Source organism: Xanthomonas albilineans (assembly GCF_009931595.1).
Lineage (GTDB): Bacteria > Pseudomonadota > Gammaproteobacteria > Xanthomonadales > Xanthomonadaceae > Xanthomonas_A > Xanthomonas_A albilineans.
The window spans coordinates 2,708,215-2,728,313 of record NZ_CP046570.1 but is presented as its reverse complement, the minus strand read 5'-3'; the positions used below and the strand labels follow the sequence as shown (position 1 = coordinate 2,728,313).

Here is a 20,099-nt window from a genome sequence, read left to right as displayed (position 1 = left end):
CTACGCCTGGCTCGATCATCCAGTGTCCGATCGAACTCAAGAGGATGCGCGTCTGCTACGTCTCATACGCGCATCTTTTACTGCCAGTCACGGGATCTATGAACTTGCCCCGCAGGGACGGACGCCAGGAAGCGATACTTTGATCGCACCCTGGAGGTTTCCATGCAACGCATTACCCGTCGTCGCTACACGGACGACTTCAAGGCTCAGGCTATCGCCCTGGCTGAGTCGGTCGGGCTGGCCAAAGCCGCCCGGCAACTGGGCATGTCGGTCAAGACGCTGGCCAACTGGCTTGGCGCATCCCGTGGCGGCCAGCCACTGAGTTCTCCCAGCCGCAAGCCGGTCAGTGAGATGGAGAGCGAACTGGCCCGGCTGCGAGCCGAGAACGCCACGCTCAAGATGGAGCGCGAGATCCTAAAAAAAGCGACGGCGTTCTTCGCCAGGGAGTCCAAGTGAGGTAAGCCTTCGTCGCACATGAACGGACTCGCTATCCCCTGCGGATGCTGTGCCGCCTGCTGGCGGTGTCTGCCTCCGGCTTCCACGGCTGGCTGCAGCGTCGAGATCGCCCGGACCCCGACGCGGCCCTGCGTGCCGACCTGCGCATGCTGCACGCCAGCAGCCGAGGCACGTATGGGCGGCCGCGCATGGTACGGGCGCTGCGCGCCTGTGCCCATGCGGTGGGCCACAAGCGCGTGGCTCGGCTGATGCGCGAGGAGGGCCTGTGCGGCAAGGTCAAGGGCCGCTTCACGCCCCGCACCACCGACAGTCGGCATGGGCGGCCGGTGGCCGGGAACCGGCTGGATCGGCAGTTCGCCGTGAACAACCCGGCGCCGGCATGGGTGGGTGACATCACCTACCTGCCGACCCGCGAGGGCTGGCTGTATCTGGCCACGGTCATCGACCTGCGCACCCGACAAGTGCTTGGCTACAGCTTGTCCGAGCGCATGCCCAACGCGCTGGTCCAGCAAGCCTTCCTCAACGCCTGGTCGGCGGCGCCGGTCGGTGCCGGTGTGCTGTTCCACTCCGATCGCGGTAGCCAGTACGCCAGCGGCGACTTCGGCAAGACCTTGGCCGCGCACGGCTTCGTGCCAAGCATGAGCCGCAAGTGCAACTGCTGGGACAACGCGGTGGCCGAGAGCTTCTTCGCCACGCTCAAGAACGAAGAGGTGACCGGCGTGTACGAAACCAAGGCCGCCGCCCGTGCCGCCATCGCCAGCTACATCCACGGATTCTACAATCCCACCCGCCTGCACTCGGCGCTTGGCTATCTGTCGCCTAACGACTACGCAAAGAAGCCGAAGCAGGCCGCTTGACCCCGTGCTTGTTGGCGTCCGTTCTCAGGGGGCAGGTTCACTATGGCGCCCCCAGGGTGCTGCAGGATCTGCGCGAACGTGGTGAGACTTGCAGCAAACACAGGGTTGCTCGTCTCATGCGCGAGAACGGCCTTCAAGCGCTCCACGGTTACCGCATACGCCATATCCCCACCCCAAAGCCACAGGCATTGATTCCCAATCTGCTGCAGCGCCAGTTCATGGTGTCGAGGCCCAACGAGGCGTGGGTGACGGATACTAACTATATCCGCACCTGGCAGGGATGGCTCTACCTGGCCGTCGTCGTGGACCTTTTCTCGCGCAAGGTCATCGGCTAGGCCGTCAAGCCGACGATCCACCGAGAGCTGGTTCTGGAAGCGATCTTGAAGGCCGTTCGATCCAGGCGACCTCGAAAGACACTGATTCACTCGGATCAGGGAACGCAGTAAGGACGTGACGAATGGCGAGGCTTCTGCAAGGAAAACCATCTTGAGCCCAGCATGAGCAGGCGCGCGAATTGCTGGGACAATGCAGTCGCCGAATCATTCTTCGCAAGCCTGAAGAAGGAGCGCATCAACAAGCGCATCTACGCGGACCGTTAAACGGCTGCGCTGGACGTATCCGATTACATCGAAGGCTTCTACAATCCGATGCGTCGGCACAGCCACCTCGGTGGCGTTAGCCACGTCGAGTTCGAGGTGGCACATCGGCCACGCTGCTTAGGTGTCCATTAAAACCTGGTAACTCCACTGGCAATCGTTTGCTACAGAGGTCACTGCATGAAACGGCGTTCACTGCTCAGCCTCGCCCTGCTTGCGCCCTGGTTCGGCCCTTTGGGGAATCTGGCCGCTGCCGTCACCTCACGCTGGGCGCTGCCTGGCAGCAAGGGATGGCCTTCGGACGTGAAGTGGCAAGGGCTACGCCGTGAGCTGCGCGGCGAACTGATCGCCGTGGACTATCCGTTCTCGCCGGGCAATGCCGGCACGCCCCGTCAGGCCGAGGCGATGGCGAATCTGCGCAATGCCTTCTATGTCGGCGACGAGCCCGCGCTGACCCAGACCAGTGGCTGGGTGGATGGCTGGGTGTGCGCCTCCAGCCCCTACGCTGTCGCTGCGGCCAATGCCCAGGACGTGGCCAAGGCGGTGCGCTTCGCCACCCGTCATGGATTGCGCATATCGATCCGTGGTGGTGGCCACAGCTACCAGGGCACCTCCTGCGCGGAGGGTTCGCTGCTGATCTGGACCCGCCGCATGAATGCTGTGCAGTTGCATGACGCATTTGTCGCACAGGGCAGCCCAGCCGGTACAGCCCCCATACCTGCGGTGACGGTGGGTGCCGGCGCGATGTGGACGGATGCGTACCATGCGGTCACCACCCAGGGTGGACGCTATGTGCAAGGCGGCGGCTGCGTCACGGTGGGCGTTGCCGGCCTGGTGCAGAGCGGCGGCTTCGGCAATTTCTCCAAGCGCTTTGGCACCGCCGCTGGCAACCTGCTGGAAGCTGAGGTGGTCACTGCCGACGGCCAGATCCTCACGGTCAATCATTACCGCCATCCTGAGCTGTTCTGGGCCATCAAGGGCGGCGGGGGTGGCAGCATCGCGGTTATTACACAGATGACGCTGCGCACGCATGAATTGCCGGAATGGTTCGGTGCTGTCTTCGGCACCATTCTCGCCAAGGACGACGAGGCCTATCGCGCCCTGATCGCCCGTGTTGTCGCCTTCTACCGCAGCACCTTGTTCAACGAACACTGGGGTGAGCAGATTTCGTTCCGGGGCAGCAACCGGGTCAACATCTGGCTGGTGTTCCAGGGCATGAGCGCCGACGAGGCCAAGCAGGCTTGGTTGCCGCTGATCGACTGGCTTGCCGAGCACAGCGACCATTACACGATGGAAAAGGACATCCAGTTCTTAGGCATTCCTGCGCGGCACTTCTGGGACATCACGTATTTCAAGCAGCAGGGGCTGGGCCGATTCTTCATGGCCGATCCCCGCAACGGTGCGCCGCCACACCACGTGCTGTGGAAAGGCAATCAGGAAGAGACAGGTTGGTTCATCCACGGCTACCAATCGCTGTGGATTCCCCAGGCCCTACTGGAGCCAGCACAACAAGCCACGCTGGTCGAGGCGCTGTTCACAGCTACCCGCAGTTGGACTGTGGCGCTGCATTTCAACAAGGGCCTGGCCGGCGCGCCGCAACAGGCCAGAGACGACGCCGCCGATACCGCAATGAATCCCGGCGTGCTGGATGCCTTCGCCCTGGCCATTATTTCCGGCGGCAGCGGGCCGGCCTACACTGGCATGCCGGGTGACCCGCCAGACCTGCGTGCCGCACGCGCCGCAGCCACGGACATCGGCAAAGCGATGGAAGCGCTCCGCAAGGTCGTACCGGGTGCTGGGGCTTATGTCTCCGAAAGCGACTACTTCCTGTCCGACTGGAAAACCGCGTACTGGGGCAGTCACTATCCCCGCCTGGCGCGTGCAAAGGCACGATATGACCCTCAGTCACTGTTCGACGTCCACAACGGTGTGTCTCCCGCCGATGCTGTCGGCCACCAGGTGAACCGCTCTGACTCTTGTGGAAGCCGATTGGTGTGAGTCAGGCGTTGGTGGCCTGATCTGCTTGCTGCCGCCGACGTCCCCCCAGGCTGGTGTTCGCCATGGAGTGTAACCAGTTCATCGATCCATCGAACATGCCCATGGCTTTGCACTTTTATTTGAGAGTGGTAAACGAAATTTAGGGAAGGACGAGTCAACTTCCATGAAAGCCAGGCAGAGACTGCGTTTTACTGTTTTATTTGGAGAGTCACGGCGAAGGCGTTGCGGGCATCGATCCCCTTGCCTCCGGCGCGGCGCGCCGGAGGCAAGGGGATCGCTCATCAGTAGGTGTAACTCAAGGTCAACATGTACACCCGGCCTGTTTGCACGTAGGCACCGTCGGCGCCCGGATCGTAGGCCATGTACCGGCTGGACTTGCCTTGGGTCTCGTAGAAGGTCGCGGAATTGAGCAGGTTCTTGGCCGCGATCCCCACATCGATGCCGTGTGGTAGGTGATAGGTCGCGGTGAAGTCCAGCGACTTGACCGGTTGCAGGTAGTAGTTCAGTCGGTCGCTGGTCAGGCCGAGCAATTGCAGGCCGGTGTAGTTATAGGTCAGGTCGGCCCGCAGGCGGGTATCGTCGTAGAACAGGTCCAGATTGTAGAGACGCTCCGGTGCGCGTGGCAGCCAGGTTTTTTCCGGTTGATCGGGACGTTTGCTGTCGGCGGCGCTGTGTTGCAGCGTGAGGTTGGCGCTGATTCCGAAATTGCTCCATAGACCCGGCAGGTTTTGCAAGCGCTTGCTGCCGTTCAATTCCACGCCGTACAACTTGGCCGTGCCGCCGTTTTGCGGCATGGTCACCGGAACGCCGTTCTCGAAGGTGGTGCCAGTAGGGACCAGGCCGCCGAGGGTGTTGTCGTTGCTGGTGGCCGATTGCGAGGTGTAAATGAATCCAGTGATGCGCTTGTAATACGTCGAGGCGCTGAGAACGCCGCCGTTGTGATCGTAGAATTCCGCGGACAGGTCGAGGTTGTCGGCCTTGCTCGGTTGCAGATCGGGATTGGGCTTGGAAATGCCGATCACTTTCTGATTCGGGTCGATCGTATAGACGGTCTCGCCGGAGATCAGGCCGAAAGCGGGACGGCTGAAACTACGACGCAGCGAGGCACGGTAGACGGTGAAGTCGTCCGGGCGATAGTTCAAGTTGATTCCCGGCAGCACTTCGCCGTAGGTGCGGCCAGCACCGACGAAGCGGCCGTTGATGCCATCGCCGTTGGATTGCCAGGAATCGGCGGAATAACGGGTGAGTTCGTAGCGCAGACCGGGCAGGATGCTCAGCGCGCCGACATGCAAGGTGGCCATCGTGTAGCCGGAATAGATCGCCTCGGTGCTGGAGGTGGTATTGGCGTTGTAGTCGTTAGGCGTATAGGCGCCCACGCCGGTTGGATCGTTGAGGTACTTGTAGGGCACCGCCTGCGCCAGCACCCAGTTGCGGTCCAGGATCTTGAATGGACCGTGGTAATGACCATCGAAGGCGTTGTAGGTGAGGCGTCCCGGCAGCGTGCCAAGCGGCGGACCGCCCGCGTTCGGGAACACGTAGTTGGAACCGCCGAAATACGGGCCGTTGTAGATGAAGTTGCCGTCCTTGTGGAAGAACGGATGATCGTAGGCACCACGGTCAGAGTGGTCCACGGCTAGGCCGGTCTTGACGTTGTCCAGCACATCGCCATCCACACGGTAGGTGATGTCGGTGTGCGCATTGATGCGATTATCGTGGCTGCCAGCGTCATGGCCCTGAGTTTTCCAGAACAGCGAGGAATTCAGGTTGTAGAAAAAGTCCTTCAGGTTCTGCGGGCTTTGCTCGATGCTCGGATAGGTCGTGTCGCTGAGATCGAAGGCGAAGCTGCCGGGGGTGAAGCCGTACAGGCTCGCCGACACATAGTCCGGACGGCTGCGCGTGCCGCGTCCGAACGAGGTGCCGTAGTCGAAATGCAGACGGTCCAGCGTGGTCTGTCCACCCAATTGCAGCGTCGCCAGTGTCTCGTCGATGTCGTGCGTATTGAAGTAGCCGCCACGCACCGCCGTGGGTTGATTCTTCACCGTTTCCAGGCGCGCGCTGGATTGATCCTGTTGTCCGGTGACGCTGTAGTTGCCGTAGATGGCGCGTGCATAGAGCGCGCTGTTTTCGCCCTGCCAGTCGAAGCCGAGATTGGCGCCGTAACGTTTGATCTGGCTGGTGTAGATGCTGTACTTGTAGCGGGTGCTGATCAGCGGGCCGACATTACGCAGGTCGCTGGCGTTGGCTTGGCTCGGGTCCAGCGGGACGTACTTGCTGTTGGGCGCAGGTGCCTGCGCCATATTGTCGTTGTTGCCGTAATAGGCCGAGGCATACAGGCCGAACGCATGGTCCTCGCCGAATTTCCAGGCGAGTTCCTGTTGCAGCATGCCGCCTTTGTCCTTGCCGCCGAGTTTGGAGGCCAATGCATTGAGTTGACCTTGTGCGGTGGTCTTGCCGTAGAAATCGCCGCTGAAATCGAAGGCGCTCGGGGTGCGCATATCGATCGCGCCGCCGGTGGCGTCGCCCGGCATGTCCGGGGTCGGCGACTTGGATACGTTGACCGACTGGATGCCGAACGGCGCCAGCATGTTCAGCGAGATCGCACGTGTGGAGGAATCGGTTTCGGGCATGCTGAAACCGTTGAGGGAATACGCGTTGTAGCTGGCGTCCAGGCCACGGATGCTGACATACGCGTTCTCGCCGGTCGTGGCCTGGCCCAGGTGCATATCGCTATAGGACGACAGGCCAGGCAGATGCGCGACCACGTCGGCGATGCCGCCGGAGGGGATCGCGTCGATCTGCTGCTTGCTCATCACGCTGTTGACGCCGGTGGACAGGCGCTGTTCGTCCAGCGAGCCCGGTGCGGCGGCTTGTGCGGCCTGCACGTTGACCGAATCCAGGGTCGTCGTGCTGCGGCCGTTGACCTCGTCCGCATAGGCCGGGATGGAAAGCGCCAGCGCGGTGGCAATGGCGCAGGTCAAACGACCTAGGTGATGCATCTGTTGCATGTTGAAGACTCGTGAGGGTGGGAAAAGAAGCGTCTGCGTCCGTTTGCAGACAGGTGGCGACAGGCGCGCGATCGTCCGCGCTTTCCATTGCGACAGGGGGATGCACGCCGTTGTCGCCGCGCTGCTGCGCGGTGCGGTGTCGATCAGTGGCTCAGATCGACGCCTTGGCAGCGGGTGTTCGGCAGTTGCGGATTGCAGCGTGCGACCATGTGGTCGCCGAAGCGCACCACATAGCCGGAACTGGCGGGCTCGTGATCGGGAAAGTCGGTGCTGAGCAGTTGTGCGCCGCTAGCCAGCATGGCATCGCGCCGCGCGGTGTCCCCGTGCTCGGCTTCTTTCAGGTCCGCATCGGTCCGGGTGCGGACCAGATAGCCGGCTTTGACCAGGCGTGCGATCTCTTCGGCACTGCCGTCGTTGCGCTTGATAAAGGCGGCATCGGCCTCGCCGGGGACCGCATTGGTGAAACACACCCGGCCGCGCAACGCCGGATGGCCGGCCAGATAATCGTGTCCGACGCTGCTCTGGTCGAACAGGAATACGACCTTGCCGCGCGCATCATCCAACGACGGCCAGCCGTGGGCCAGGATGGCGGCATTGAGCGTGGGGGCCTTGCCACGGACTTGGTCGGGGCTGAGGTATTCGCCGGGCTTGAAGACCGAGCGCAGTTCGCGATCCAGCGCATCCAGCGCGGCGGTGTCGAACGGTTCCGGCTGCACCGTCGGGAATGCCAGATGCATGGGCGATTCCTTGGTTTCGAGCAGGATGAAGATCGGCACATGCCCAGGATGCTGTTTCGACCAGGCACGCACCTCGCGCAGGCAGGCCACGAGGGGTTGGCAGGTGCTGCGTTGGTCGATGTCCTGGATGTGCAGCACCTTGAAGCCCGGACGTTCCATCACCCCAGGCGGAGCGAAGGCCGGCGCCGGTGGCAGTCCGGCCTTGGCGATCTGTTGGATGAGTGCCGGGTGCGCATAGCGCCCGCCCTTGGCGTCGGCATAAATGTCCAGTTCGAGCTGTCGCACGCCGTCGTCCAGTTGCTGGGTCAATGGCGGGTGACGGTAGTTGAGTGTCGCGAACATCGACGGATCGATGCGCTGCAACAGCGTGGCTTCGCTAGGCGCGAATCCGGCGTGGTAGCTGTTGTGGCTGCCGATGTATTGCAACTCGTTGAGCTTGGGCGCGGCTTGCAGCGCCATCGGCGCGGCGGCGGCGAGCAACGCGATCAGCATGCGGGCCAGTGCTGTGCGCTGTGGGCGTGGCGTGGCGCAGACGGTGCGATCGGATAGCGGCGGCAACGACGGAGCAGAACAATGAGCGCGCATGCAGCAATACAAGATAAAAATTCATTAACATCATCACAGTCTTGCTTGACGCTATTCTTTCTTTATTGTTTCAGTGTTGTGTAACACGGGCCGTACCTGCCGGTATTGCTGCCGGCACTGTTTGGCATCGACGGCGATGGTTGTAGGGGCCCGAGCACCCGGCGCGGCCACGTGCGAAGGCCATGGGCCACCTGTGGCCTGCGCCAGGGTGTTTGCGATGTCGGCGCAGTGCAAGGGATCAGGGTGATGAGGTTTGTTTCAAAGCATATGTCAGTAAGCGTGCCTGGATGCGCTCGCTGGTCGTGCGTGGGCTGTCCAGCGCCATGCGCTGCATGCAGGCCGGATCTGCGCTGGGGCGTGTCAGCAAGGCACGCGTCAGCGTCAGCGCTTTTGCGCCGATGCTGGCGGTGTGTTCTTGCAGCCAGCTCAGCGCGCGCAACAGGCGTTGCTCCACCTCGGTGAAGTCGCTGCCTAGTGGATAGTCGGGCAAGGTGCCGTCGGCGCGGAACAGCGCCAGCGCGTCGCGCACACGCGTGGCACGCTGGCCTTGCCAGTGCGGCGGCGCGATGAAGTCGGCCGGCAGTTTGCCGTGGCGCTTGGCCTCGGCCAACAGTGCCGGTTGCGCCTGCGCGTCGGCGATCCCAAGCATCGCGGCGATGCAGTCCTCATCGCTCAATCCACGCAGATCGGCGATACCGTACTCGTTGACGTAGAGATCGCGCAGATGCCGCGGGATGGTGGTGTGGCCGTAGTTCCAGCGCACATTGGAGTGCGTCGTGCCGCCGTTGCCGCGAGTGGCGCGGAACATCAGCACGCTGCGCGCATCCTCCAGTGCATGGGCCATGGCGACGAAGTTGTACTGACCACCGACGCCGGACACCACGCGGCCGTCGTCCAGTGCATCGGACACCGCCGCGCCGAGCGCGGTGACCATCATGCAGGAGTTGAAGAAGCGCGCCTGGCGCCGCTGCAGACGGCGCAACGTTTCGTTGCCATAGAGTTGGTTGATCTCGCTGATGCGGTGCATGCCGATCCCCGCACGCGTTTGCGAGTCCATCTCGCGCAGCCAGGCGTAGAACGCGGTTGAGCCAAGATAGAACGCGCCTTGTAGGTATTCGCCTTCGTCCTGCAACCGCTGTAGATCCTGCGCATCTGCACTGCCGTCGGCCACGCGTTGCATCAGCGCTGCGTCGTCGAGCACCTTGCGTCGGATCACCCCGCATTGGACCAGTTGTCGGAAGCCTTCGTTGAGCATCTCGCTGCACCCGAACAGGCCAACCGAGAACGGCGCCAGCCCGCCGCATGCGCGGACCGTCGGATGCTGCTCCAGCGTGGGATCCAGGGCCGCCAGCACCTGTCGGTAGCGCATGTTGTCGGTATGCCGCAGCACCAGCGCGTGGCATAGCGCGTCGGCCAGCGTGCCGATGCCGATCTGCAGGGTGCCGCCGTCGCGCACCAGGGTGCTGGCATACAGACCGATGGCGTAATCGGTATCGGTGACCGGCTGTCGCGGCAGCCCGAACAGGGCGGGATACGGCGCTGGCGGCGTCAGCACCAGGTCGAAGAACGTCGGTTCCACCGCGGCGCTGCCGCCGATCCACGGCAATTGCGGATCGACTTCGGCCACCAGCAGCGGACGTGGCAGGCCGCGCCGTTGCAGTGCGTCCAGCGTGTCCTGGGTGATGTCGTTATTGCACGAGAACGACAGGCCATTGCCATCTGGCGCGCGCGCGACCTTCTGCACGATCAGGTTCGGCGCGCGTTGCGCTACTGCATCGGCGGCGTGGGTGTAGTTGAGGCTGGTGTAGCGGCGTTGCGCCTGGGTCGAGCGCAGCAGCGCGCCGGACTGCATGTAGAACTCTTCCACCTGGATATGCGCCGGCAGTGCATCGCGTTGCAGTGCTTCCACGTATTTCAGTTTGGGGAAATCCTCGCCGAAATGGCGTTGCAGGAACGGACGCGCGAAGCGGCCCTGCAGTCCGCCGCCGGGTGTTGGCGGGTGCAGCGACAGCGCGGTGTAGAGCTGCATGGGCCGCGTGGCATCGGCTTGGACCCGCGCGTACAAGGCGTTGAGCAGGCGGTGCGGTTTGCCCAGGCCCAGCGGTGCGCCGATCCGCAGTGGGCCGGGGATGCGTTGCAGGATGAGGTCGACGGCGGCGTCGAGATCGTCGAGATGGTCGGTCATCGCGATAGCTTAGGCGAGCGTGGCGGGCCGTTGCTGTATTGGCTGGCGAAAGTGCTTGACAAGGGTTTCGTTTACTCATGTAATCGAAAAAAATTACAGGCGTAAATGCATGCCGATCAGCGAGGCGGAAGCCGTGGTCATGGAGGTGCTGTGGGAACGGCACCCGCTCAGCGCCGAGGAGGTGTTCGCGGCGTTGTCGGGGCATGGCGGTTGGGCCGAACCCACGGTCAAGACCCTGCTTAATCGTTTGCTCAACAAGGGCGCGATCCGCGCCGACAAACAAGGCCGGCGTTATTTGTACACGCCGCTCTTGCAGCGCGCGCAATGGGTGCAGCAACAGAGCGAAGGCTTGCTCGAGCGCCTGTTCGGTGGCCGCATCGCGCCGCTGGTGGCGCACTTCAGCGAACGCGGCAAGCTCAGCGATGCCGATGTCGCCGAACTCAAACGACTGATCCAGGAGTTGGACGATGAGCATTGAAGCAATCGTGACAAGCCTTGCAACGACGGCGTTGGCTGGCAGTGTGGCAATCGTGGCGGTTTTGGCGTTGCGCACACCGATGCGGCGCGTCTTCGGTGCTGGCATTGCCTATGCGCTGTGGATCGCGGTGCCGCTGGCGTTGCTCGCCACGCTGGTGCCGGGCGGTTGGCGCCCGCCGCTGCCGGCGACCTTTGCGGTGGCGATGCCGAGCGTGCAGGTAGGCGCGCCGCATGTCGTGGCGGATGCGTCCGCCGCCGCCGCATCGCTGGCAATGGGAGCCGGCGCGGCCTGGCTGTTGGCGCTCTGGGCGTTGGGCATGATGACGATGGCCGCGTTGCTGTGGCGGCAACAGTACCGTTATCGCCGCAGCTTGGGCCGTTTGCAGCCGAGTGAGCCGGGCGTGTCGATCGCGCAACATGCGCTGCATGGTCCACTGGTACTGGGCGCGTGGCGGCCGCAGGTGGTGTTGCCGGTGGACTTCGCTCAGCGCTATCCGCCGCAGCAGGCACAGTTGGTGCTGGCGCACGAACGCATGCACATCGCCCGCGGCGATACGCGCTGCAATCTGTTGCTGGCGGCATTACGCTGCGTGTACTGGTTCAATCCGTTGTTGCACTGGGCGGCGACCCGCTTCCGCGTCGATCAGGAGCTGGCCTGCGATGCCGCGGTGCTTGCACGGCATCCATCTTCGCGCCGCAGCTACGCCGAGGCGATGCTGCAGACGCAGTTGGATGCGGTCGCGTTGCCTGTCGGTTGTCATTGGCGGGCGAGCGCACTGCTGCGGCAACGCATCGTGCTGCTGCAGCGGCCTGTGGTGCGTGGCTGGCGGCGGGGTGTCGGCATTGCGGTGGTCGCGATGGCCGCACTGGGCGGTAGCGTCGCGGCGCTGGTGTTTCCTGCCAGCGTGCCGGCTAACGCCATGGCCCGCGATGTGGTTCCCAGTGGCGTGGTGAAAGACACGCTGGATCAGCCGGCACCGCGCGGGGCGTCGCATCCGGGGACTGCGACGGCGGGCGCCAGTGCGCGGATTCCCACGTCGCGTTTCATGCCCCCGCCGCACTATCCGAATGCGGCCATCCGTGCTGGGATTTCCGGCAAGTTGGTGCTGCTACTCAAGGTGGACGCGGTCGGTAAAGTCCGCGCTGTGCGCGTGCTCGACCACGGCAGCGGCAGCCCGGCGCTGGATGCTGCGGCGGTCGCCGCAGCTTGGCAATGGCGCTTCAACCCGGCCATGGCGCATGGCCGGGCGGTCGCTGCCATGTTGAAGGTTCCGGTCGCTTTCGAGGTCGGCATGGATCCGGTGTCGCCGCCGGCGGGTGTTGCCGATGCCGGGCGGTATCGCTGGTATCGATTGGGCGAGGAGGCTGGCAAGGGGGTGGCAGATTTGTGCGACAAGTTGACTCCAGACACGCGCGGTCGTACGGCGCTGCCGCTGTGCGGCATGACCACGGCGGTGCGATGAGCGCGCACTGGCCGTTGCTGTCCTTGCTGATGCTCTGTCTGGCCGGATGTGCCAGCCAGGCGCCGCGCACGCCGGCGCAACCGCCGCAGCGTCTGGCCTCGGTGGATCAGCAGATGTTGGAGAACCGCGTGTCCGCTGCTGCTGGCGTGGCGAAGGTGCTGCCCTACCAGATGCAGCCGCAGCAGGTCTTCCGCATGCCCCAGCCGCTGCAGGCGCCGACGCCGCAGTTGCCCGCCGATTCGCCGCGACGCAGTCTGTCGCCGACCATGGTGTGCGTACGGGTGATCCTGTCGGCACAGGGCGCGGTGGAACGCAGCGAACCGCTGAACGATCGTCCCGAGTGCAGCGCCGGGGCGCAGGTGGAGATGGCGGATTTGCAGCAGGCGGTGCGCGACGCGGTGGCGGTTTGGCGCTTCGTGCCGGCGGCGATCTGCACCTATGCCGATCCGGCGCAGCAGCCGGCAGTGGAGGGCCGTTGCGAGGATGCTGCGTCCGTGGAAGCAGTGCCGGTGACGCTGGCGTATGCGTTCACGTTCGCGGTACGCGAAGGCAAGGCCACGGTGCGCAGCGGGCGCATGGAGCGTGGTCGCACGCATTGAATGCCCAAGCGCTGATGCTAATCCAGCCGATACACCGCATTGGCGATGCGCGCCACATCCTCGCTTTGGTGGCTGACGTACAGCAGCGGCAGGCGCATGTCGTCGCGTACGCGCTGCAGGTAGGGAATCAGTGCGTTGCGGCGTTCGCCAGAACAGAATGACGGGTCGTAAGGACACGGCCCGTCATTCTGTGGCTACATCATCATGCAGCCCTCGGGATCAAGCACCGCCGGATCCGGAGTCACATGACTTCGTAACATACTTATAGTTGGTCAACTTCCAACCACCGCCAGAGGAGTTGGAAGTCCAGGTATATGACCACGTTTGGCTAACTCCTGAAGAGCATGATGAAACCGAGAATGTGTCTCCCGGATGCCCACTGAGAGGAAGAGAGGCAGGCGGCCCATCGCCAGGAGACTGGACGACATATCTATCAAGCGCAACATCACGACTATATATCACCGTGACATCGCCGACCCGTTCGAATTCACCGATCAGATGTCCTCTCACCCGCTCAGCGTGTTGCCGCAACCACGCCATGATCGCTTGCTTTTCCGCAGAATTTGCAGAATAAGTCGATGTCGTCACCACAAACTGCGATTTCGTGTTCGCGCTCACGACAAACGGAACAGCGATCAACTGAACAGCGAACAGCGCTCTCAAGAGAAATTGATTCATTTTCATGGCTTCATCCTTTGAATAGCACACAGAGCGTTTGCCGCTTGAACCTAGCATTGCCAGCGGCTGTTGGCAATTGGCCCTTTTTACTGAGTGGCTTGCCAGCGCAGTTGCCGATTCCGGCCACTGTGTCCATCAGATCGACGGTAGTCAGGGCTAATCCAGCCGATGCACCGCATTGGCGATGCGCGCCACATCCTCGCTTTGGTGGCTGACGTACAGCAGCGGTAGGCGCATGTCGTCGCGCACGCGCTGCAGGTAGGGAATCAGTGCGTTGCGGCGTTCGGCGTCCAGCGCCGAGAGTGGTTCGTCCAGCAGCAGGATCGCTGGCTGCGATAGCAAGGCGCGCCCGATCGCCACGCGCTGTGCCTCGCCGCCGGACAAGCTGTCCGGGCGCCGGGCCAGTAGCGCGCCGATGCCGAGCAGGTCGACGACGGTGTCCAACATGAAGCGCGGCGCTTGCGCGCGGTGGTGGCGGCCATAGCCGAGGTTGCGGCGCACGTCCATATGCGGGAACAGCCGCGCGTCCTGAAACACGTAGCCGATGCGGCGTCGGTGTGTGGGCAGGTCGATGCCGCTGGCGCTGTCGTAGAACACGCAGCCATCGATGACGATGCGCCCGCTGCGCGGACGCAGCACGCCGGCGATGGCGTTGAGCACGCTGGTCTTGCCGGCGCCGGATGGGCCGATCAACGCAATGGCGCGCGCGGGTTCTTCGATCCGCACGTGTCGCTCGAAGCGCCCGCGTTGCAGGTGCAGGTCGAGGCTCAGCATCGCGGTTGGCGTTCATTGCGACGGCGGATCATGCATCCGGCTCCGGCCCGCGCTGGCGCCGCACCAGCCATTCGGAGGCCAGCAGCGCGGCCAACGAGATCGCCAGCGCCACGAGCGCCAGTCGCCAGATATGGGTCTCGCCACCGGGGACCTGCAACAGGCTGTAGATCGCCGAGGCCAGGGTCTGGGTTTGCCCGGGGATATTGGCGACGAAGGTGATGGTGGCGCCGAATTCGCCCAACGCCTTGGCGAAGCCGAGCACACTGCCGGCGACCACGCCCGGCCATGCCAGCGGCAGGGTGATGCTGAAAAACACCCGCCATGGTTCGGCACCGAGCGTGGCCGCGGCGGCTTCCAGGCGTCGGTCGGTGGACGCGAACGCCAGACGGATGGCGCGTACCATCAGCGGAAAGCCCATCACCGCGCTGGCCAGTGCCGCGCCGGTCCAGCGGAATGCGAACTGCACGCCCAGCTGCGCGAACAACCAGGCGCCGACCGGTCCGCGCAGACCGAACACGCTCAGTAACGCATAACCGGTGAGGACCGGCGGCATCACCAGCGGCAGATGCAGCAGCGCATCCAGCAGCGCTTTGCCGGGAAAGCGGCGACGCGCCAGTAGCCAGCCGCAGGCTACGGCGAAGGGCAGGCTGGCCAAGGCCGCGACCAGTGCGACCTTGACACTCAGCGCGATGGCGGCCAGTTCTTGCGCGGTGAACGCGAACAAGGGCGGACTCAGTGCGCCAGGGTGAAGCCATGGTGGCGGAAGATCGCCTGTGCCGGTGACGTGCCCAGCCAGCGCACGAACGCGCTGGCGGCCGGCTGCTGCGTGCTGGCGCGCAGCGGTGCCACCGGATACACGATCGGCGCATGGCTGTCGGCGGGGAATGTCGCCACCACCCGTACCTTCGATTCGGCCTGGGCATCGGAGCCGTACACGATGCCCAGCGGCGCCTCGCCGCGCGCGACCAGCATCAGCGCGCTGCGGACGTTGTCGGTTTCGGCCAGACGCGCGTGCACGCTATCCCACTGGCCGAGCGCGCGCAGCGCGGCGCACGCGTATTTGCCGGCCGGCACGCTCTCGGTCTGGCCGACAGCCAGGCGCCCCTGCGCGTCGAGCGCGGTGGCGATGGCGCCGGGTTTGCGCAGGTCGATCTTGATCGCACTGCCGGCTGGCGCCACCAGGACTAAGGTGTTGCCGAGTAGGCTGCGGCGTTGCGTCGGATCGATCAACCGCTGTTGTTGCAGCGTGTCCATCCATGCCTGGTCGGCGGAGACGAACACATCCGCTGGCGCGCCCTGTTCCACCTGCTGCGCCAGCGTCGAACTGGCCGCATAGGCGACCTGCACCGGGATGCCGGTCGCGCGTTGGTAGGCCGCGGCGGCCTCGTCCATGGATTCTTTCAAACTGGCCGCGGCGAACACAGTCAACGGCGTTTGCGCCGACACGGGCGCGATCGCGATGACCGCGATGAGCGCATACAGACGCAGCAGGCGGCGTCGCGTCATGGGAATGGGGAACATGATGGTGTTGCGGTGCCTACGTCGGCCGACGGCGCATGCGTGCATGCGCGCTGGCGGCGAACCGCGTGCAGGGTGAGGGCAGCAGGGCAAGAACGGCACATGCCGGCATCCTAGCGCTTTCATCCCGCCGTTGGGGCGAGGTCGTCGGTGCGACCGGCCTGGATGTTGGCGCGGATCGATGGCTGCATCAGTCGTGGTTCGGCCAGGGTCGCATCGCGTGCCTGGCGCAGCGCGATGAATTCTGCTTCGCTGATGCCGTCGCGGACATGGATATTCTCGCGGCGCTGCGCGCCGATGCTGGTTTCGCAGGCGACCGCGCGACCGCCGGGGCCGTAGTCGTGGCACACGAATACGCGTGTGCTGTCAGGCAGCGCGTATAACCTGCGGATCGAGCGGTACAGCGTCGTGGCGTCGCCGCCGGGGAAATCGCAGCGGGCGGTGCCACTATCGGGCATGAATAGCGAGTCGCCTGGGAACAGCGCATCGCCGATCAGATAGGCAATGCTGTCGCTGGTATGACCGGGTACCGCGATCACCTGCGCCTGCAGGTGACCGATCGCGAAACGTTCGCCGTCAACGAACAGATGGTCGAAGCCGCAGCATGTGTCGGCGTCTTCCGTCAGCCCGAACTGCGGCGCGAAGCGCGCACGCACTTGACGGATGCCATTGCCCATCGCCAGCGTTGCCTGTGGCCAGCGCTGCTTGCACCACTGCCCGGCGGACACGTGGTCGGCATGGGCATGGGTTTCCAGGATCCAGTGCAGTTGCAGCCCGCGTTCGGCGAGGCAGTCGGCGAGGGCGTGTGCCGGTCCGTCGTGCAGGGTGCCGGTTGCTGGATCGAACTCCAGCACCGGGTCGATCACTGCCGCTGTGTGGCCGTCCTCGACCACATAGCTCCAGGTGCCGGATCCAGCATGGTGGAACGCATGGACGTGCGGGTGTTGGCTCATGGTCTGGTTCTGCTGGCGGCTGGAGGAGCGGCGCCGCAATAGATGCCGTGCAGCACCTCGAGGATGCGCTGCGCTGGGCCGGGCACCAGCGAATAGTAGATCGTCTGCCCGTCGCGACGGGTTTGCACCAGGCCGTCCTCGCGCAGTAATGCGAGGTGTTGCGATAGCGCCGACTGGCTCAGCTCCACCCGCGCATTGAGTTCGCCGACCGATTGTTCGCAATCCACCAGCAGGCACAGCAGCAACAGTCGTTTTTCGTTGCCGAATGCCTTCAGCAGGTGTGCGGCCTCGCTGGCGTGCGCGCGCATCGCGACTGGATCCAGCAGGGACATTGCACGGTGCGGCATCGGCTCAGCAATCGACCGGCCCGCCGGCCGCGATCCAACCGAGGAAGCCACCTGGCAGTGCGCGCACCGCGCGGTAGCCCAGTTGCCGCAAGCTTAGCGCCGCCAAGGTGGAATGGCCGCCGCTGGCGCAGTACAGCAGGATCGGCTGATCGTGCCGGGCCAACGCCGGATCGCTGTCGAGACGGAATGCGAGGATGCCGTGGGGGATGTTGATCGCGTCGGGAATGTGGCCGATGGCGAACGCGCCGGGTTCGCGCACGTCGATGATGCATTCGCCCGGCAGCGGCGCGGTGGCGGGATCGACATGGAGGGGGAGGTCGTTGGCCTGCGCGTACGCGCGGTCGGCCAGTGCCTGGGTCGAGGAGGCGGGCATGGGTTGAGTGGCTCGGATGGGGGAAAAGATTGGCGCACACTATATCAGTAATTTCTAATGTAAGAAATTTTGAATTTATCGCTTCGCCAAGTGGTTTGGTGCTAGGCGCTCGCTCAGGCATGGGTTGCGCGATGGGGCGCTGGATTCTGCGCTGTTGCCGGTGCCATGGGGGTCTGGCGTGGCGCGTCCGACGTTGCGTTTCACGGGTTCGAGGTGGTTTGCGCAACCGTGTTTATTCGCCCAGGGCAGCGTTCAAGAGCGCGCCCAAATCGGCACCGGCCTGGCGCAACTGCGCCTCGGCGACTGGGCGCCAAGTCGTCACGTAGTCCGCCGGTAGTTTTGCGCTGTGCGGGTAGAAACCTGGGCGTTGCACGATCCTGCACGATGCTTCGGCCCAAGCTACGGCCGGTGGCGGCAAGGCGGGGCCGGCTGGCGATGGCGGGGGCAGGGGCTGTGCTTCCAATTGCTTCAGATAGGCGGTTTCGTCCAGGCCGCGGCTGTCCAGCAAGCCGCTGTCCCATAGTGCGTGCAGGTTACTGCTGTTGCCCTTGAACTGGATCTGCACGGTGTTGGCACCTTTGTCGCGGGCATAGCCGGCGTGCAACGGTTGCCGCACGTCGCCGGCGAAATGCACCACGAACTTCAGTGCCTGGGCGCGGGCCGCCTGCGTTTGGTTGCGGTCGGCAAGGATCGCGCTCTGGTGCCGCAAGGCTTCGACCACGCAGTTGCCCCCGGGACAATCACGGGCCTGTACGTAGTGGCAATCGTGCTCGCCCAGGTTGACGTAGTGCCAGCGCGCGCTGCGTCTGCCCAGGTCTGGATCCTGTTCGCGCACCTGGTCAGCCCAGGTGGCGACACCGGCCAGCGTCGGTTCGGCTTCGCCTTGCAGCAGGGGACGGATGCGCGCGCGGGTCTGCGCAGTGAGTTGGGTTTCGGCGAGGTCGGCGACCAAACGGTGGCCCAGTGGTCCCCAGGCGAAAGCGGCCGCTGGCGCCATGGCGAGTGCCGCGGCGAACGCGGTCCGAAAAAACATGCGGGACGTCATGATGCGCAGTCTAGCCGGCGACGATGCCTTGGCCATGCTGCGCAGTCTTGTCGTTGCGTTGCCGCTCAGGTGCGACCACACAGGTTGTGATGGAGATGTCGGTACCTGCGCCGGCGCAACAAAACAAACGTCCCAAATCCCTGTGTCCGGCGCGTTGCGGCCGGCCTGCTAGAATGCGCTCCCTCTCTATCCATCCGCCGCGGCAGACGCGGCCGCAGGAGCTCTGAAATGGCAATCAAGGTCGGTATCAACGGTTTCGGTCGCATCGGACGCAATGTGCTGCGTTCGGCGGTACAGAATTTCGCCAGCGACATCGAGATCGTCGCCATCAACGACCTGCTCGAACCGGATTACCTAGCCTACATGCTGCAATACGATTCGGTGCATGGCCGTTTCGCCGGCAAGGTGTCGGTCGAGGACAGTCATCTGGTGGTCAACGGCAAGAAAATCCGTCTGACCCAGGAGCGCGATCCGGCCGCGCTGAAGTGGGGTGAGGTCGGTGCCGAGGTGGTGATCGAATCCACCGGTCTGTTCCTCACCAAGGAAACCGCGCAGAAGCATCTGGACGCCGGCGCCAAGAAGGTAATCCTGTCGGCACCGTCCAAGGACGATACGCCGATGTTCGTGTTCGGCGTCAACCATAGCAGCTACGCCGGTCAGGCCATCGTCTCCAATGCCAGTTGCACCACCAATTGCCTGGCCCCGCTGGCCAAGGTGATCCACGACAAGTGGGGCATCAAGCGCGGCCTGATGACCACCGTGCATGCCGCCACCGCGACGCAGAAGACCGTGGACGGCCCCAGCAACAAGGATTGGCGCGGCGGCCGCGGCATCTTGGAGAACATCATTCCGTCCAGCACCGGCGCGGCCAAGGCGGTCGGCGTGGTGATCCCGGAGTTGAACAAGAAACTCACCGGCATGAGCTTTCGCGTGCCGACCTCGGATGTGTCGGTGGTCGATCTCACCGTCGAGCTGGAAAAGCCGGCCACCTACGCCGAGATTTGCGCCGAGGTGAAGGCGCAGAGCGAAGGTGCGCTGAAGGGCATTCTCGGTTACACCGAGGACAAAGTCGTGGCGACGGATTTCCGTGGCGATGCGCGCACCTCGATCTTCGACGCCGACGCCGGCATTGCCCTGGACGCGACCTTCGTCAAGCTGGTGTCGTGGTACGACAACGAGTGGGGCTATTCCAACAAGTGTCTGGAAATGGTCAAGGTGGTGGCGAAGTAACGCGTCCGGCAGGTCGCATACAAAAGAAGCGCCGTTCGGCGCTTTTTTTGTGGCTGTCGCGATGCGTCGGGAGGTCGAGTGCGCGATGGGGGCGATAGCGCCGTGGCGGTGGATCGTCGCACGGGCGGCGGGGGGCGACAACGATGCGTGGACGCGCTGGAAATGCATGGTTGTGCGGACGTCAGCCGATCCGCGCCAGTGCGTCGATTTGCCGCTGCGCAGC

At 64.1% G+C, this 20,099-nt stretch carries 19 protein-coding genes and 1 pseudogene; 8 read left to right on the top strand and 12 right to left on the bottom strand.

Annotated features, from left to right (window positions below):
- Positions 1-162: 162 nt before the first annotated feature.
- From XaFJ1_RS11305 to XaFJ1_RS11290, 4 genes are all read left to right on the top strand, one after another.
- Positions 163-456, top strand: a complete 294-nt coding sequence (locus tag XaFJ1_RS11305) for a transposase (protein ID WP_012916802.1) — start codon at positions 163-165, stop codon at positions 454-456.
- A gap of 44 nt (positions 457-500) precedes the next feature.
- Positions 501-1,313 (top strand): IS3 family transposase, encoded by an 813-nt coding sequence (locus XaFJ1_RS11300; RefSeq protein ID WP_012916801.1) that lies wholly within the window; start codon positions 501-503, stop codon positions 1,311-1,313.
- Positions 1,314-1,369: 56 nt separating this feature from the next.
- Positions 1,370-1,648, top strand: a complete 279-nt coding sequence (locus XaFJ1_RS16545; RefSeq protein WP_203417797.1) for a DDE-type integrase/transposase/recombinase — start codon at positions 1,370-1,372, stop codon at positions 1,646-1,648.
- 441 nt (positions 1,649-2,089) lie between these two features.
- The gene (locus tag XaFJ1_RS11290) at positions 2,090-3,907 is read left to right on the top strand and encodes an FAD-binding oxidoreductase (protein ID WP_012916800.1); all 1,818 of its coding nucleotides are present in this window, start codon (positions 2,090-2,092) and stop codon (positions 3,905-3,907) included.
- A 281-nt stretch (positions 3,908-4,188) separates the two neighbouring features.
- On the opposite strand, the gene XaFJ1_RS11285 is transcribed toward XaFJ1_RS11290, so the two are convergent.
- The 3 genes from XaFJ1_RS11285 to XaFJ1_RS11275 form a co-directional block, all read right to left on the bottom strand.
- Entirely contained in the window at positions 4,189-6,912 is a 2,724-nt protein-coding gene (locus tag XaFJ1_RS11285) for a TonB-dependent receptor (protein WP_012916799.1), read from the bottom strand.
- Between the two features lie 143 nt (positions 6,913-7,055).
- The gene (locus tag XaFJ1_RS11280; RefSeq protein WP_045757367.1) at positions 7,056-8,141 is read right to left on the bottom strand and encodes a phosphatidylinositol-specific phospholipase C1-like protein; all 1,086 of its coding nucleotides are present in this window, start codon (positions 8,139-8,141) and stop codon (positions 7,056-7,058) included.
- A gap of 331 nt (positions 8,142-8,472) precedes the next feature.
- On the bottom strand, positions 8,473-10,419 hold the full coding sequence (locus tag XaFJ1_RS11275; protein WP_012916797.1) for an acetyl-CoA hydrolase/transferase C-terminal domain-containing protein: 1,947 nt from the start codon (positions 10,417-10,419) through the stop codon (positions 8,473-8,475).
- A 109-nt stretch (positions 10,420-10,528) separates the two neighbouring features.
- On the opposite strand from XaFJ1_RS11275, the gene XaFJ1_RS11270 reads away from it, so the two are divergent.
- The 3 genes from XaFJ1_RS11270 to XaFJ1_RS11260 are packed head-to-tail and all read left to right on the top strand — an operon-like array spanning position 10,529 to position 12,958.
- Complete coding sequence (locus XaFJ1_RS11270) at positions 10,529-10,897, top strand: BlaI/MecI/CopY family transcriptional regulator (RefSeq protein WP_012916796.1); 369 nt, start codon at positions 10,529-10,531, stop codon at positions 10,895-10,897.
- On the top strand, positions 10,887-12,359 hold the full coding sequence (locus XaFJ1_RS11265; RefSeq protein ID WP_012916795.1) for a TonB family protein: 1,473 nt from the start codon (positions 10,887-10,889) through the stop codon (positions 12,357-12,359). The genes XaFJ1_RS11270 and XaFJ1_RS11265 overlap by 11 nt, the downstream gene beginning before the upstream one ends.
- Positions 12,356-12,958, top strand: a complete 603-nt coding sequence (locus XaFJ1_RS11260) for a hypothetical protein (protein WP_012916794.1) — start codon at positions 12,356-12,358, stop codon at positions 12,956-12,958. Before XaFJ1_RS11265 ends, XaFJ1_RS11260 begins: the two co-directional genes overlap by 4 nt.
- Positions 12,959-12,975: 17 nt before the next feature.
- Here XaFJ1_RS11260 and XaFJ1_RS16215 read toward each other — a convergent pair.
- The 9 genes and pseudogenes from XaFJ1_RS16215 to XaFJ1_RS11220 all read right to left on the bottom strand — a co-directional run.
- Positions 12,976-13,101: pseudogene (locus XaFJ1_RS16215) on the bottom strand (molybdenum ABC transporter ATP-binding protein); the annotation flags it as partial.
- 76 nt (positions 13,102-13,177) lie between these two features.
- Positions 13,178-13,642 carry a hypothetical protein gene (locus tag XaFJ1_RS11255; RefSeq protein WP_012916793.1) on the bottom strand — a complete coding sequence of 155 codons (465 nt, stop codon included), beginning with the start codon at positions 13,640-13,642 and terminating at the stop codon, positions 13,178-13,180.
- Between the two features lie 150 nt (positions 13,643-13,792).
- Complete coding sequence (locus tag XaFJ1_RS11250; RefSeq protein WP_012916792.1) at positions 13,793-14,410, bottom strand: ATP-binding cassette domain-containing protein; 618 nt, start codon at positions 14,408-14,410, stop codon at positions 13,793-13,795.
- Between the two features lie 28 nt (positions 14,411-14,438).
- A complete protein-coding gene (gene modB / locus XaFJ1_RS11245; protein WP_012916791.1) occupies positions 14,439-15,134 on the bottom strand; it encodes a molybdate ABC transporter permease subunit in 696 nt (231 codons plus the stop codon).
- 8 nt (positions 15,135-15,142) lie between these two features.
- The gene (modA, locus tag XaFJ1_RS11240; RefSeq protein ID WP_012916790.1) at positions 15,143-15,916 is read right to left on the bottom strand and encodes a molybdate ABC transporter substrate-binding protein; all 774 of its coding nucleotides are present in this window, start codon (positions 15,914-15,916) and stop codon (positions 15,143-15,145) included.
- A gap of 134 nt (positions 15,917-16,050) precedes the next feature.
- Positions 16,051-16,881 (bottom strand): MBL fold metallo-hydrolase, encoded by an 831-nt coding sequence (locus XaFJ1_RS11235; RefSeq protein WP_012916789.1) that lies wholly within the window; start codon positions 16,879-16,881, stop codon positions 16,051-16,053.
- Positions 16,878-17,228, bottom strand: coding sequence for an ArsR/SmtB family transcription factor (locus XaFJ1_RS11230; protein WP_045756959.1), 351 nt, complete (start codon positions 17,226-17,228; stop codon positions 16,878-16,880). Before XaFJ1_RS11230 ends, XaFJ1_RS11235 begins: the two co-directional genes overlap by 4 nt.
- Before the next feature lie 4 nt (positions 17,229-17,232).
- Entirely contained in the window at positions 17,233-17,601 is a 369-nt protein-coding gene (locus XaFJ1_RS11225) for a rhodanese-like domain-containing protein (RefSeq protein ID WP_012916787.1), read from the bottom strand.
- 232 nt (positions 17,602-17,833) lie between these two features.
- A complete protein-coding gene (locus XaFJ1_RS11220; RefSeq protein ID WP_230598084.1) occupies positions 17,834-18,634 on the bottom strand; it encodes a S1/P1 nuclease in 801 nt (266 codons plus the stop codon).
- A 240-nt stretch (positions 18,635-18,874) separates the two neighbouring features.
- Between XaFJ1_RS11220 and gap the strand changes: the two genes are divergently transcribed.
- Entirely contained in the window at positions 18,875-19,876 is a 1,002-nt protein-coding gene (gene gap / locus XaFJ1_RS11215) for a type I glyceraldehyde-3-phosphate dehydrogenase (RefSeq protein ID WP_012916785.1), read from the top strand.
- The last annotated feature ends 223 nt before the right edge of the window (positions 19,877-20,099 follow it).

Coding starts and splice junctions, on each gene's coding strand:
- XaFJ1_RS11305 (WP_012916802.1), top strand. CDS start 163: ATGCAACGCATTACCCGTCGTCGCTACACGGACGACTTCAAGGCTCAG.
- modA (WP_012916790.1), bottom strand. CDS start 15,916: ATGACGCGACGCCGCCTGCTGCGTCTGTATGCGCTCATCGCGGTCATC.
- XaFJ1_RS11255 (WP_012916793.1), bottom strand. CDS start 13,642: ATGAAAATGAATCAATTTCTCTTGAGAGCGCTGTTCGCTGTTCAGTTG.
- XaFJ1_RS11270 (WP_012916796.1), top strand. CDS start 10,529: ATGCCGATCAGCGAGGCGGAAGCCGTGGTCATGGAGGTGCTGTGGGAA.
- XaFJ1_RS11275 (WP_012916797.1), bottom strand. CDS start 10,419: ATGACCGACCATCTCGACGATCTCGACGCCGCCGTCGACCTCATCCTG.
- XaFJ1_RS11265 (WP_012916795.1), top strand. CDS start 10,887: ATGAGCATTGAAGCAATCGTGACAAGCCTTGCAACGACGGCGTTGGCT.
- XaFJ1_RS11220 (WP_230598084.1), bottom strand. CDS start 18,634: ATGTTTTTTCGGACCGCGTTCGCCGCGGCACTCGCCATGGCGCCAGCG.
- XaFJ1_RS11280 (WP_045757367.1), bottom strand. CDS start 8,141: ATGCTGATCGCGTTGCTCGCCGCCGCCGCGCCGATGGCGCTGCAAGCC.
- XaFJ1_RS11235 (WP_012916789.1), bottom strand. CDS start 16,881: ATGAGCCAACACCCGCACGTCCATGCGTTCCACCATGCTGGATCCGGC.
- XaFJ1_RS11290 (WP_012916800.1), top strand. CDS start 2,090: ATGAAACGGCGTTCACTGCTCAGCCTCGCCCTGCTTGCGCCCTGGTTC.
- XaFJ1_RS11285 (WP_012916799.1), bottom strand. CDS start 6,912: ATGCAACAGATGCATCACCTAGGTCGTTTGACCTGCGCCATTGCCACC.
- gap (WP_012916785.1), top strand. CDS start 18,875: ATGGCAATCAAGGTCGGTATCAACGGTTTCGGTCGCATCGGACGCAAT.
- XaFJ1_RS11225 (WP_012916787.1), bottom strand. CDS start 17,601: ATGCCCGCCTCCTCGACCCAGGCACTGGCCGACCGCGCGTACGCGCAG.
- XaFJ1_RS11260 (WP_012916794.1), top strand. CDS start 12,356: ATGAGCGCGCACTGGCCGTTGCTGTCCTTGCTGATGCTCTGTCTGGCC.
- XaFJ1_RS11230 (WP_045756959.1), bottom strand. CDS start 17,228: ATGCCGCACCGTGCAATGTCCCTGCTGGATCCAGTCGCGATGCGCGCG.
- XaFJ1_RS11250 (WP_012916792.1), bottom strand. CDS start 14,410: ATGCTGAGCCTCGACCTGCACCTGCAACGCGGGCGCTTCGAGCGACAC.
- XaFJ1_RS11300 (WP_012916801.1), top strand. CDS start 501: ATGCTGTGCCGCCTGCTGGCGGTGTCTGCCTCCGGCTTCCACGGCTGG.